Consider the following 12,850-nt stretch of genomic DNA (forward strand, 5'->3'; position numbering starts at 1 on the left):
CCTGACACCCTTGGCGCGGGGAAGCCGGTCCGAGTCCGGCGCTGACCCGCAACCGTAGGCCGGACCCCGCACACGGGCACGGCAAGCCGGAGCACCGCACCTGGGACCAGGCTCCGACACATCCGCCGAGGTCTGCGGCACGGAGCCGGACGTTGGTGCGCTCGCCGGAGGAACTGGTCCCCACGGACCCGTGACTCGAGCGCACCGACCTCCCGCGCCCACCGCGAGGAGGTACCGAACGTGAACGCCCATCCCCGCACCACCCTGCTGCGCGCGCTCCGGCTCATGGCAGTGCTCGTCGTCGCTGCCGTCGCCGGACTCGTGGTGGCGAGCCCTGCCCACGCCGACGCGTACCGCTACTGGGGCTACTACCAGCTCAAGGACGGCGCCTGGACCTTCGCCCAGAAGGGCCCGGCCGAGACCACACCGGCCGACGGTGCCGTCGAGGGGTGGCGGTTCGCGGTCGCCGACGAGTCCTCCACCCGCACCCCGCGCCTCGTGCCCACCTTCGACAGCCTGTGCGGCACGACGGACAAGACGGCCGGCAACAAGCTGGTCGCGCTCGTGGTGGACTTCGGCCGTCCGGCCGACGGACCGGACGGGACGTCGGCCCCGCCGGCTCCCATCGCCCAGTGCGTCAGCGTGCCGACCGCAGCGACCGGATCGGACGTGATGGCCGCTGCCGGGCTCACGCTGCGGTTGGACAAGAGCCTGACCTGCGCGATCAACGGCTGGCCGGCCACCGGCTGCGGCGACCCGGTCGACCCGGTCCCGGCCGCCGCGGCCAGCCCGGACACCTCGATCACGCTGCCCGCCGCCGAGCCGACCAGCGCCTCGAGCAGCACGGCGTCGGACGACGACGGGGGCATCCCCACGGCCGCCTGGGTCGGCATCGGTGTGGCGGTCGTCGGCGGCGCGGTGCTGGCGCTGCTGGCGATGCGCCGCGGCAGCGAGCTCAAGGACTGACGACTCCCCGGTGACCCGCGCATGAACCCCCTGCTCCGCAGCCTCACACTGCCCCGGATGCTGCATCCGGCGGCGTGGTGGCTGTGGGCGATCGGGCTCGCCACAGCGGCCAGCCGCACCACGAACCCGTTGCTGCTGCTGCTGGTGGTGGCGGTCGCCGGCTACGTGGTGTCCGCCCGGCGCGAGGCGGGGACGTCGTCCCCGTTCGGCGCGTTCCTGCGGCTCGGGCTGTTCGTGATCGCGATGCGGGTGGTGCTCCAGGCGCTGCTCGGTGGCGGGGTGCCGGGGACCACCATCCTGCTGCGGCTGCCCGAGGTGCCGCTGCCCGCGGCGGCCGGCGGCGTGCGGCTCGGCGGACCGGTCTCGCTGGAGGAGGTGCTGGCCGCGGCCTACGACGGCGCGCGGCTGGCGGCGGTCCTGGCGTGCATCGGGGCGGCGAACGCGCTGGCCAGCCCGCGGCGGCTGCTGCGGTACGTGCCGGCCACGTTGTACGACGTCGGCACCGCGCTCGTCGTGGCCCTGACCTACGCTCCGCAGATGGTCGACGACGCGCGCCGGGTCCGGGCCGCGCGCCGGTTGCGCGGCCACGCCGGGCGGGGGCCTCGCGAGCTGGCCCGGTTGGCCGTGCCCGTGCTCGACGGCGCGCTGGAGCGCTCGCTCGAGCTCGCCGCCTCGATGGAGTCCCGCGGCTACGGACGCACCGTGTTCCGGGACGACCGCTCGCGCCGGTGGGCGACGTCCCTGACCATGCTGGGCCTCGGCGGGGTGGTCGCCGGCACGTACGGGGTGCTGGACGGTGGGTCGAGTCCGCTGCTCGGGCTGCCCCTGCTCGCGGTGGGCGCGGTCGCGGTCCTGGCGGCGCTGCTCGTGGGGGCGCGTCGCGACCCGCGCTCGCGGTACCGGCCGGATCCGTGGGCCGTGCCCGAGTGGCTGACCGTGCTGTGCGGCGTCACCGCGGCGGGGCTGGTGATCGCGGCGGCGCAGCGCGGCACCCCGGGCCTGGTGCCGATCACGGTTCCGGCGCAGTGGCCCACGCTGCCCTGGCTCCCGGCGGCCGGCGTCCTCTTCGCCCTGCTGCCCGCGTGGTTCACCCCGATGCCCCCAGCCCGGGCGGCGTTGCGCGCCGGGCTGCGCGCGGACGCCACCGCGGCCGGGACCGACCGCAGCGGCAGCACGCTCGGGACCGCGGCATGATCCGGTTCGAGCAGGTGGGCGTGCGCTACGACGGCGCCGATGGTCCGGTGCTGCGGGACGTCGACCTCACCATCGACGAGGGCGAGCTGGCCCTCGTGGTCGGGGCGACCGGAAGCGGCAAGACGACCCTGCTGCGGTGCGTCAACGGGCTGGTGCCGCACTTCAGCGGCGGCACGCTGTCCGGGCGCGTGCTCGTGGACGGTCGCGACACCCGCACCCACCGACCACGCGACCTCGCGGACGTCGTCGGCATCGTGGGCCAGAACCCGACCGCGGCCTTCGTGACGGACACCGTCGAGGAGGAGCTCGCGTACGGCCTCGAGACGTTGGGGCTGCCGGGCGACGTGATGCGCAAGCGGGTCGAGGAGACGCTCGACCTGATGGGCCTGGCCGACCTGCGGGGCCGGGCGCTGCGCACCCTGTCCGGCGGGCAGGCGCAGCGCGTCGCCATCGGCGGCGTCCTCGCGGCGCACCCGCGCATCCTGGTGCTCGACGAGCCGACGTCCGCCCTGGATCCCGTTGCGGCAGAGGAGGTCCTGGCCGCGCTGACCCGACTGGTGCACGACCTGGGACTGACCGTGCTGCTGGCCGAGCACCGGCTCGAGCGCGTGGTCCAGTACGCCGACCGCGTGGTGATCGTGGCCGACGGGCTCGTGTGCCACGACGACCCGCGACGCGCGATGGCGACCTCGCCGGTCGCCCCGCCCGTGGTGACCCTGGGGCGGATGGCCGGCTGGGAGCCGCTGCCGCTCTCGGTGCGCGAGGCCCGACGTCATGCCGAGCCGTTGCGCCGCCGGCTGGCGGACCGCCCCGGTGCCACCGCCGCGTCGCCGACCGCTTCGTCCATCACGCCGCTGCCGGTGGCCGCGGCGAGCCCGCCGGCGCTGCTGGCCGAGCGGCTCGTCGTCGAGCGCGGGCGGACCCCCGTGCTGCGCGGCGTCGACCTTGCCGTGCACGCCGGTGAGGTGGTGGCCCTGATGGGCCGCAACGGCGCCGGCAAGTCGACCCTGCTGGCGGCGGCCGCCGGTCAGCTCGCGGTCGTCAAGGGACGGCTGCGCAGCGACGGCCAGGACCCGGCCACCCTGCGGCCGGCCGAGCTCGTCCGGCACGTCGGCCTGGTGCCGCAGGACCCCGGACTGCTGCTGTACGCGGACAGCGTCGGCGCGGAGTGCCGCTCCGGGGACGCCGACATGTCCGTGCCGGCCGGGACGGTGCGCGCACTGCTGGCCGACCTCGCACCGGACGTCGCCGACGACACCCACCCGCGGGACCTGTCGGAGGGTCAACGCCTCGCCCTCGCCCTGTCGATCGTGCTGGCCGGCCGGCCGCCGCTGCTGCTGCTGGACGAACCGACCCGCGGGCTGGACTACGGAGCGAAGGCGCGGCTCGTGCTGAGCCTGCGCGCGATGGCCGACGCCGGACGTGCCGTGCTGCTCGCCACCCACGACGTCGAGCTCGTGGCGGACGTCGCGGACCGCGTCGCACTGCTCGCCGAGGGCGAGATCGTCGCGGACGGCGCGACCGTCGACGTGCTGGGCGGCTCCCCTGCGTTCGCCCCTCAGGTGGCCAAGGTCATGCACCCGCAGCCGTGGCTCACGGTCGCCGACCTGACGGCCGCACTGGAGGCGTCGTGAGCGTCGCACCGGCCCGGTCGGCCGCGCTGATCGCCGTCCGCTGGCGGTCCTCCGTCGTCCTGGTCGCCACGATGCTGGTGGGCTTCGCGGCCTTCGCCTGGCCGTTCGTCGTCCGGCCCGGCACGGGCCTCGCCCACGGCGGCGACGCGCCCTGGCTGTTCGTCGTGCTGCTCGCGCTGATGGCGGCGCTCGTGGTCTCGGAGCTGGCCAGCGGCGGGCTGGACGCCAAGACCGTGTCGGTCCTGGGCGTCCTCGCGGCGCTCGGCGGTGCGTTGCGGGTGCTCGGCGCCGGCACCGCCGGGTTGGAACCGATGTTCTTCCTGCTGGTCGTCTCCGGTCGGGTGCTCGGCCGCGGCGCCGGCTTCGTCCTCGGGGCGCTGTCCGTGCTGGTCGGGGCGTTCCTCACCGGCGGCGTGGGACCGTGGGCGCCGTTCCAGATGGTCGCCGCCGGCATGGTGGGCTTCTTCGCCGGCTCGCTGCCCCGGGCCACCGGACGGCACGAGCGCTGGCTCCTGGCGGCCTACGGCTTCGTCGCCGGTCTGGCCTACGGCGTGGTGATGAACCTGTGGTTCTGGCCCTTCCTGGCCAGCGCGGTCGGCGACGCGACGACTTTTGTCCCAGGAGATCCCGTAGGTGCCAACCTCGGCCGCTACGCTGCGTTTTACCTCGCCACCAGCTTGGGGTGGGATCTGCCGCGAGGGCTGCTCACTGCTGCGCTCGTGCTCGGAGCCGGCCGGCCCGTGCTGGCTTCCCTGCGACGCGGCGCACGGCGGGCGGCCTTCGCGACAGCGGGAACGTTCGAGCCGCCGTCGTCCCTGTCGTCGGCTCAGGCACGGATGGACGAATGATGCGCGTACGGCTTCTCGGCACCGGCTCCGCCGACGGCTGGCCCAATGCCTTCTGCGAGTGCGCCTCCTGCCTGGCCGCCCAGCACGCCCAGCAGTGGCGCGGCCCGACGTCCGCGCTGGTCGACGGCCGGATCCTGCTCGACTGCGGCCCCGAGACACCGCGCGCGGCCCTGCGGTTCGAGGGCGGCCTGCAGCAGGTCACGCACATCCTGGTCACCCACGACCACCCCGACCACAGCGCGCCCATGGCCCTGCTGTCTCGGGCCTGGGCCGGGCGCACCGAACCCCTCACGGTCGTCGGTCCGGCGCCGGTCATCGCGTCGTGGTGCCTGTGGGCCGCACCGGATGCGCCGGTGCGCTGGCAGGCGGTGCTGCCGGGCGACGTCCTGCAGGCGGACGGCTACACCGTCCGCGTGCTGGCCGGCGCCCACGGCGAGGAGGAGGCCGTCGTCTACGACCTGACCGGCCCGGGCGGCGAGCGGATGCTCTACGCGACGGACACCGGCCCCCTGCCCGAGGCCACCATCACCGCCACGACTGACGCCGAGTTCGACCTCGTGCTGCTCGAGGCGACCTTCGGTGACCGTCGCGGTCCCGGTGCGCCGAGCGGCACCGACCACCTCGACCTGTCCACCTTCGCGGACCAGATGGTGCGGTTGCGCGGCGCTCGGGCACTGACCCGAGGCAGCCGCATCGCCGCCGTCCACCTGTCCCACCACAGCCCGGTCGACCTGCGCCCGCGCCTGGGTGCCTGGGGCGTGCAGGTGGTCGACGACGGGCACGCCTTCCAGCTCGACCGGGCGGCCAGCCGCGCCCGGGCCCGCGCCGCGCAGCCGGCCGAAGCCATGACCGGGCTCGTGGGGGGCGACGACGAACCGCGCCGCACGTTGTTGCTCGGTGGGGTGCGGTCCGGCAAGTCCAGCGTGGCCGAGGCCCTGTTCGCGGCGGACGCACCGGTCACCTACGTGGCCACCGGGTACGTCCCGGACGGCGACGACCACGAGTGGCTGGAACGCGTGGCGGCGCACCAGCTGCGTCGTCCGGCGCACTGGACCACGCTGGAGACCACCGACCTCGGAGCGGCCCTGCGCGGCGCGCAGGGGCCGGTGATCATCGACTGCCTCGGGATGTGGATGACCAGCGTGCTGTCCCGCTGCGGCGCCTGGGAGCAGGCCCCGGGGTGGCAGCACGCCGTCGACCAGCACGTCGACGCGCTCGTCGAGGCCTGGCACGCGGTGCGCGTACCGGTGGTGGCGGTCAGCAACGAGGTCGGCTCGGGGGTCGTGCCGGGCTCGTGGTCGGGCCGGGTGTTCCGGGACCAGCTGGGCCGGCTGAACACCCGCATCTCCGCGGCCAGCGAGCGGGTGCTGCTGGTGGTGGCCGGGCGGGTGCTCGACCTCGCCGCGCTCGGCTCCCCCGCCGCGGCAACCGGGTCCGCGGATGAGACCGGGCAGCCGGCCGAGGTCTCCCGCCCCCACCGCGCGCTCGACGTCCCGGCACCCTCCACCGACCCGGCCGACATCTCGTCGACCCCTGGACGGCACGCCGCGGTCCGCACCGCACTGCACCCCGTGCTCGACCTGACCCGCCACGCCAGCACCGCCGACTCCCTCGAACAGGACACTGCATGACCTCGATCGACCTGACCGCACTGCGCGAGGCCGTCAGCCTTCGCGACTGGGACGCGGCCAGCGACACCCGCCTGCGCCTGGACGGCCTGGTGAAGCCGCTCGGCTCCCTCGGCCGCCTCGAGCAGCTGGCCGCCTGGCTGTCCGGGGTCCAGGGCGCCTCACCGCCCCGGCCGCTGGACGACGTCCGCGTCGTGGTGTTCGCCGGCGACCACGGCATCGCGAGGTCGGGGGTCTCGGCGTACCCGCCCGAGGTGACCGCCGCGATGGTGCGCACGTTCCTCGCCGGTGCGGCCGGGGTGAACGCCCTGGCCACGTTGCACGGTGCGAAGGTGCGGGTGCTGGACCTCGGCGTCGACGCCGACACCGACGACCTGCCGGCCGCCGTGACCGAGCACAAGGTGCGCCGCGGGTCCGGCTCGATCGACGTCGAGGACGCCCTGACCGACGACGAGGTCGAGCGCGCCTTCGTCAGCGGCCAGCGGATCGCGGACGAGGAGGTCGACAGCGGCGCCGACCTGCTGATCGCCGGCGACATGGGCATCGGGAACACGACGGTCGCCGCCGCGCTCGTCGCGGTGCTGCTCGACCTGCAGCCACTGGACGTCGTCGGCACCGGGACGGGTATCGACGACGACGCCTGGGCCCGCAAGGTCGGCGCTCTGCGTGATGCCGCCTACCGCGGGCGCGCCGTCCGCGAGGACCCGTTGGCGGTGCTGCGCACCGTCGGCAGCGCCGACACCGCCGCGATGACCGGCTTCCTCGTGCAGGCCGCCGTCCGGCGCACCCCCGTGCTCCTGGACGGCGTGGTCTCGTGCGCGTGCGCACTCGTCGGCCGCCGGCTGGTCGACAGCGCCAGCCACTGGTGGCTGGCTGGGCACCGTTCCACCGAGCCGGCCCAGCACCGGGTGCTCGACGTGCTCGGCCTGGAACCCTTGGTAGACCTAGGAATGCGGCTCGGCGAGGGCACCGGCGCACTCACCGCGCTGCCGATCCTGCGGGCCGCGCAGGCGATGTGCGCGGACATGGGACTGCTGGCCGACCTGCTGCCGCCGGACCCGATGGCCGGGCTGCCCGCCGACGCGACGTGAGCCGCCCCGGCGCCCTACGCGACGGCGTCCGGCTGGCGACGGGCACCCTCACCGTGCTGCCCGTCCCCGCGCCGGTCACCGTCGACCGGGAGGCGGCCGGCCGGGCCATGGCGCTGGCCGGGCTGGTGGCCCTGCTGCCCGGCTCACTCGTGGCACTGGTGGGCTGGGCCGGGTCGGCCCTGGGCGCCCCGCCGTTGCTGGTCGGCGCCGTCGCCGTCGGCGCCCTCGCGTGGTCGAGCCGGGGCCTGCACCTGGACGGCCTGGCCGACACCGCCGACGGGCTGGCCGCCAGCTACGACCGCGAACGGGCGCTGGCAGTGATGCGTACCGGGGACGTCGGCCCGATCGGCGCCGCCACGCTGGTGCTCGTGCTCCTCGCGCAGGTGGCGTGCGTGGCCGCGCTGGTCGAGCAGCCGCTGCTCTCGGGCGCCGCGGTGGTCGTCTCACGCGCCGTGCTCGCGCTGGCCTGCGCCTCGGGGGTTCCCGCCGCGCGCAGTGACGGGTTGGGAGCCATGGTCGCCGGGTCCGTGCCCCGCTGGGCCGCCGGTTCCGCCGTCCTGCTGGCTGGGGTCGTGGTGACCCTCGCCGCGCTCGCCTCCGGCACGCCGTGGTGGTCCGGCCCGCTCGCCGCGGCGCTCGCCGTGCTGGCCGCCGGCGCCGTCCTGGTCCGCTGCACCCGCCGGCTGGGTGGCATCACCGGTGACGTCCTCGGCGCCCTGGTCGAGGTGTCCCTGGCAGCGACGCTCGCCGTCCTCGCGACCGCCGCCTGAGTCTCAGCGGGTCTGCACGTCCACGAACGGCGGCTTCACCACCCGGCAGCGCAGCGCCCGACCACGGACGTCGACGACGACGTCGTCGCCCTCGGCCACCGACCGCTCCAGCAGCGCCAGGGCGATGCCCTGCTTCAGCGTGGGCGAGAAGGTACCGGACGTCGTCACGCCGACCTCGTCTCCGTCCAGACCGTCGCGCTTGACGACGAAGCCGTCGCGCGGGATGCCGCGGTCCAGCGCGAGCAGCCCCCACAGCAAGCGCGACGCGCCCGCCTGCTTCTCGGCCACCAGTGCGTCCCGCCCCCAGAAGTCCGGCTTCCTCCAGCCGACCGCCCACCCGGCCCGGGCCTGGACCGGCGAGATGTCCAGGCTCAGCTCGTGACCGTGCAGCGGGTAGCCCATCTCGGTGCGCAGCGTGTCGCGGGCCCCCAGCCCGGCCACCCGGCCCCCCGCGACGGTCACCGCCTCGACCAGGGCGTCCCACAGCTGGGCCGTCGCGTCCCACGGCGGCAGCAGCTCGTAGCCCCGCTCCCCCGTGTATCCGGTGCGGCACACCACGACCGGCACGCCCTGCCAGTCGGCGTCCACGAAGCTCATGTAGTCGTGACCGGTGGGCAGTCCGAGCGCCTCGAGCACCTGGTCGGACAGCGGCCCCTGCACCGCGAGCACGCCGTACGCCTCGTGCTGGCCCTCGACCTCGACCCCGTCCGGCGCGGCGCCCTGCATCCGGCGGACCACCTCGGCGGTGTTGGCCGCGTTCGGCACCAGCAGCACGTCGTCGTCAGCGCGCAGGTAGGCGATCAGGTCGTCGACCACACCGCCGGAGCGGTCGCAGCACATCGTGTACTGCGCCTTGCCGGGCCCGATCCGAGCGAGGTCGTTGGTCAGCACCGCGTTCACGAAGTCGGCCGCCCCCGGCCCGGCGACCCGCGCCTTGCCGAGGTGGCTGACGTCGAACAGGCCGACCCGCTCGCGCACGGCCGCGTGCTCGGCGACGACGCCGCCACCGGCGTACTCGATCGGCATCGACCAGCCACCGAAGTCCGCCATCTTCGCGCCGGCTGCCTCGTGGCGCTCGTGCAGCGGCGAGCGGCGAAGGGGCGAGCCGGAGGACGTGCTGGACTCGGGCGAATGGGTGGTGTCGGCCATGCGGGGAAACCTACCGTTCGCGGCGCACCGCCCGGCGTCTAGCATCAGGGGCGGATCGTGACCCGGTCCTCAACCCTGCGGAAGGACCCTCGGTGACCTCGCTCAGCCTGTCCGACAAGGACGTCAAGTCCATCAAGACCGACACTCTGGTGGTCGGTGTGGCGAGCTCGGCCGATGGGCCGGTCCTGGTCGACGGCGGGGTGCTGCCGCGCGCCCTGCGCACCAGCCTGTCCGGTGCGCTCGCGGGCATCGGGGTCACCGGTGCGACCGACCAGGTGGTGCGGATCCCGGCCGGCAAGGACGTCGCCGCCATCGCGATCGCGTTCACCGGGCTGGGCAAGGCCGTGACCGGACGCACCTCGACGTACGACCTCGAGACGCTGCGCCGTGCCGCCGGCGCCGCCACCCGCGCCCTGCCCGGGACGACGTCCGTCGCCTTCGCCCTGCCCGCCAAGACGGCGGACGCCGTGGCCGCGGTGAGCGAGGGCGCCCTGCTCGGCGCCTACTCGTTCACCCGCCACCGCGCGCGCACCGCGGACGACGTCAAGGCGCCGGTCTCCGACGTCACCGTCCTCACCCCGCTGGCCGCCGACAAGGCGGCCAACGCCGCCGCCAGCCGCGCCCAGGAGATCGCCAAGGCCGTGCACCTGGTCCGCGACCTGGTCAACACCGCCCCCGGCGACCTGCCCCCCGCCGCCTTCGCCGACGAGGTCGTCGCGGCCGCGAAGGCCCACCCGGTCAAGGTGGAGGTGCTGGACGAGAAGGCGCTCGCCAAGGGTGGCTACGGCGGCATCCTCGGCGTCGGCCTGGGCTCGAGCCGCCCGCCTCGCCTGGTCAAGATCACCTACGCACCGCGCGGGGCGAAGAAGCACCTGGCCCTGATCGGCAAGGGCATCACGTTCGACACGGGCGGTATCTCGCTCAAGCCGCCGGCGGGCATGGAGACCATGAAGTCCGACATGGCCGGCGGTGCCACCGTGGCCGCGGCCGTGCTCGCGCTGGCCCGGCTGCGCACCAAGGTCAAGGTGACCGCGTGGGTGCCGCTGGCCGAGAACATGCCGTCCGGCACGGCCCAGCGCCCGTCCGACGTGCTGACCACCTACGGCGGACGCACCGTCGAGGTCCTGAACACGGACGCCGAGGGCCGGCTCGTGCTGGCCGACGCGATCGTGGCGGCCGGTGAGGAGTACCCGGACGCGATCATCGACGTCGCGACGCTGACCGGCCACCAGGTGGTCGCGCTCGGCCACCGCTACGCCGCGATCATGGCCAACGACGACGACCTGCGCGGGCGCATCCACGCCGCGGCGGAGCGCTCCGGCGAGACGATGTGGCCGATGCCGCTGCCGGCCGAGCTGCGCTCGAGCATGGACTCGCAGGTCGCCGACATCGCGAACATGGGCGAGCGGATGGGCGGCATGCTCGTGGCCGGCATCTTCCTCAAGGAGTTCGTCGGCGACCGCGCGGACGGCGAGGGCAAGATCGCGTGGGCGCACGTGGACATCGCCGGGCCGTCCTACTGCGAGACCAAGCCGTGGGGCTACACACCCAAGGGAGGCACCGGGCACTCGCTGCGCACCCTGGTCGAGTTCACCGAGGAGTTCGCCAGCAGCTAGCCCTGCTGCTGCTTGCGCTGGTGAGACGTCCACTCACGCATCCGGCCGGGGTAGCCGGTCTGCTGGACGTCGTACACGGGGATGCCGAGCTCACGGGCCAGGTCGCCGGCGGCCTGCGGGCCGCTGACCCGGCGCCGCGTCCACTCGCCCGTGGCCGCGATCAGCACCGCGGTGGTCGGCGTCACCGAGGTCTGCGGCTCGACGTACATCTCGACGCCCACCCGGGTGGTCACGAAGTTTCGCAGGTGCGCGGTCGCGACCTCGACGTCCTTCTTGGTCGGACGGTTGGACGGAGTCGGTGCCGTCTTGGGACGACGTCGGAACCACGCCACGCCTCGTACCTCCGGATCAGCGGTGCAGGGGCCACCAGTGTGCCTCGGGAAGCCCCGGACCGTGCGCAGCGTTCCACCCCGGGGTCCAGATCGACCACGTTGCGTGCCCGCTGCGGGTTGGTGACAGGATGGGCTCCGCCAACCACCAGCGCAGCCCACCACAAGTGCGGCGCGCGAGACGTAAGGGAGCAGGCGACGTGGCTGACAGCACCGGCGAGGTCTTCGACATCGTGATCCTCGGGGGTGGCAGCGGCGGTTACGCCTGCGCCTTCCGGGCGGCCGAGCTGGGTCTGTCCGTGGCCCTCGTCGAGCGGGACAAGCTGGGCGGCACGTGCCTGCACCGCGGCTGCATCCCGACCAAGGCGCTGCTGCACGCGGCCGAGGTGGCGGACGTCGCGCGCGAGGGTTCGAGCTTCGGTGTGAAGACCGCCCTGGACGGCATCGACATGAGCGGGGTCAACTCGTACAAGGACGGCGTGGTCAGCCGCCTGTACAAGGGCCTGCAGGGCCTGGCGAAGGCCCACAAGGTCGAGCTCGTCGAGGGCGAGGGCCGGCTGGTCGCCAAGGACACCGTGCAGGTCGGCGACCGCCAGGTGAAGGGCCGCCACGTGGTCCTGGCCACCGGCTCGTACGCCCGCTCGCTGCCCGGTCTGGAGATCGGCGGCCGGGTCATCACCAGCGACCAGGCGCTCACCCTGGACTGGGTGCCGAACAGCGTGGTCGTCCTCGGTGGCGGCGTGATCGGCGTCGAGTTCGCGAGCGTCTGGAAGTCCTTCGGGGCCGAGGTGACGATCGTCGAGGCGCTGCCGCACCTGGTGCCGGTCGAGGACGAGGCCGCCTCCAAGGCGCTCGAGCGTGCCTTCCGCAAGCGCAAGATCAACTTCAAGCTGAACGCCCGGTTCGAGAGCGTGAGCCAGGACGACAGCGGCGTCACCGTGTCCCTCGAGGGTGGCGAGACGCTGCAGGCCGACCTGCTCCTCGTCGCCGTCGGCCGCGGCCCGACGTCCGCCGGTCTCGGGTACGAGGAGGTCGGCGTCACCGTCGACCGCGGCTTCATCCCCACCGACGAGCGACTGCACACGAACGTGGACGGCGTGTTCGCCGTCGGCGACCTGGTCCCGGGCCTGCAGCTGGCCCACCGCGGCTTCGCGCACGGCATCTTCGTCGCGGAGGAGATCGCCGGTCTCGCGCCCGTGCCGGTCGTCGACTCCGGCATCCCGCGGATCACGTACTGCGACCCCGAGGTCGCCTCGGTCGGCCTCTCCGAGGTGCAGGCCAAGGAGAAGTACGGCGACGACCAGGTGGAGACCCTCGAGTACAACCTGGGCGGCAACGGCAAGAGCCAGATCCTGGGCACCACCGGCTTCGTGAAGCTCATCCGCGAGAAGAACGGCCCCGTGGTCGGCTTCGTCGCGGTCGGCGCGCGGATGGGTGAGCAGGTCGGCGAGGCCTCGCTCATCGTGAACTGGGAGGCCTACCCCGAGGAGGTCGCCCAGCTGATCCACGCGCACCCGACGCAGAACGAGTCGCTGGGTGAGGCGCACCTCGCCCTGGCCGGCAAGCCGCTGCACGTGCACGCCTGAGATCCGACCGCGACACTGAACCACCTGTACCAGCGACGA

The 12,850-nt window shown here is 74.3% G+C and carries 11 protein-coding genes; 9 read left to right on the forward strand and 2 right to left on the reverse strand.

From position 1 onward, the window contains the following. The first annotated feature begins 240 nt into the window (after positions 1-240). The 7 genes from ABEB17_RS13805 to ABEB17_RS13835 are packed head-to-tail and all read left to right on the forward strand — an operon-like array spanning position 241 to position 8,131. On the forward strand, positions 241-966 hold the full coding sequence (locus ABEB17_RS13805; RefSeq protein ID WP_345717256.1) for an SCO2322 family protein: 726 nt from the start codon (positions 241-243) through the stop codon (positions 964-966). 57 nt (positions 967-1,023) lie between these two features. Next, positions 1,024-2,160, forward strand: coding sequence for an energy-coupling factor transporter transmembrane component T family protein (locus ABEB17_RS13810; RefSeq protein ID WP_345717257.1), 1,137 nt, complete (start codon positions 1,024-1,026; stop codon positions 2,158-2,160). After that, on the forward strand, positions 2,157-3,794 hold the full coding sequence (locus tag ABEB17_RS13815) for an ABC transporter ATP-binding protein (protein ID WP_345717258.1): 1,638 nt from the start codon (positions 2,157-2,159) through the stop codon (positions 3,792-3,794). Before ABEB17_RS13810 ends, ABEB17_RS13815 begins: the two co-directional genes overlap by 4 nt. After that, positions 3,791-4,642 (forward strand): ECF transporter S component, encoded by an 852-nt coding sequence (locus ABEB17_RS13820; protein ID WP_345717259.1) that lies wholly within the window; start codon positions 3,791-3,793, stop codon positions 4,640-4,642. Before ABEB17_RS13815 ends, ABEB17_RS13820 begins: the two co-directional genes overlap by 4 nt. Beyond that, positions 4,642-6,273: a bifunctional adenosylcobinamide kinase/adenosylcobinamide-phosphate guanylyltransferase gene (locus ABEB17_RS13825; protein ID WP_345717260.1), complete on the forward strand. Its 1,632-nt coding sequence runs from the start codon at positions 4,642-4,644 to the stop codon at positions 6,271-6,273. The genes ABEB17_RS13820 and ABEB17_RS13825 overlap by 1 nt, the downstream gene beginning before the upstream one ends. Then, the gene (gene cobT / locus ABEB17_RS13830; protein WP_345717261.1) at positions 6,270-7,361 is read left to right on the forward strand and encodes a nicotinate-nucleotide--dimethylbenzimidazole phosphoribosyltransferase; all 1,092 of its coding nucleotides are present in this window, start codon (positions 6,270-6,272) and stop codon (positions 7,359-7,361) included. Before ABEB17_RS13825 ends, cobT begins: the two co-directional genes overlap by 4 nt. Beyond that, a complete protein-coding gene (locus tag ABEB17_RS13835; protein ID WP_345717262.1) occupies positions 7,358-8,131 on the forward strand; it encodes an adenosylcobinamide-GDP ribazoletransferase in 774 nt (257 codons plus the stop codon). The genes cobT and ABEB17_RS13835 overlap by 4 nt, the downstream gene beginning before the upstream one ends. 3 nt (positions 8,132-8,134) lie before the next feature. Here ABEB17_RS13835 and gcvT read toward each other — a convergent pair whose 3' ends face one another. Beyond that, positions 8,135-9,280, reverse strand: coding sequence for a glycine cleavage system aminomethyltransferase GcvT (gene gcvT / locus ABEB17_RS13840; RefSeq protein WP_345717263.1), 1,146 nt, complete (start codon positions 9,278-9,280; stop codon positions 8,135-8,137). Positions 9,281-9,372: 92 nt separating this feature from the next. Between gcvT and ABEB17_RS13845 the strand changes: the two genes are divergently transcribed. Further along, on the forward strand, positions 9,373-10,896 hold the full coding sequence (locus ABEB17_RS13845; RefSeq protein WP_345717264.1) for a leucyl aminopeptidase: 1,524 nt from the start codon (positions 9,373-9,375) through the stop codon (positions 10,894-10,896). Here ABEB17_RS13845 and ABEB17_RS13850 read toward each other — a convergent pair. After that, the gene (locus tag ABEB17_RS13850) at positions 10,893-11,228 is read right to left on the reverse strand and encodes an oxidoreductase (protein WP_345717265.1); all 336 of its coding nucleotides are present in this window, start codon (positions 11,226-11,228) and stop codon (positions 10,893-10,895) included. The two genes, ABEB17_RS13845 and ABEB17_RS13850, sit on opposite strands and share 4 nt — an antisense overlap. Before the next feature lie 197 nt (positions 11,229-11,425). On the opposite strand from ABEB17_RS13850, the gene lpdA reads away from it, so the two are divergent. Next, complete coding sequence (lpdA, locus tag ABEB17_RS13855) at positions 11,426-12,811, forward strand: dihydrolipoyl dehydrogenase (protein ID WP_345717266.1); 1,386 nt, start codon at positions 11,426-11,428, stop codon at positions 12,809-12,811. Positions 12,812-12,850: the final 39 nt, after the last annotated feature.

The organism is Angustibacter luteus (genome assembly GCF_039541115.1).
GTDB classification, from domain to species: domain Bacteria; phylum Actinomycetota; class Actinomycetes; order Actinomycetales; family Angustibacteraceae; genus Angustibacter; species Angustibacter luteus.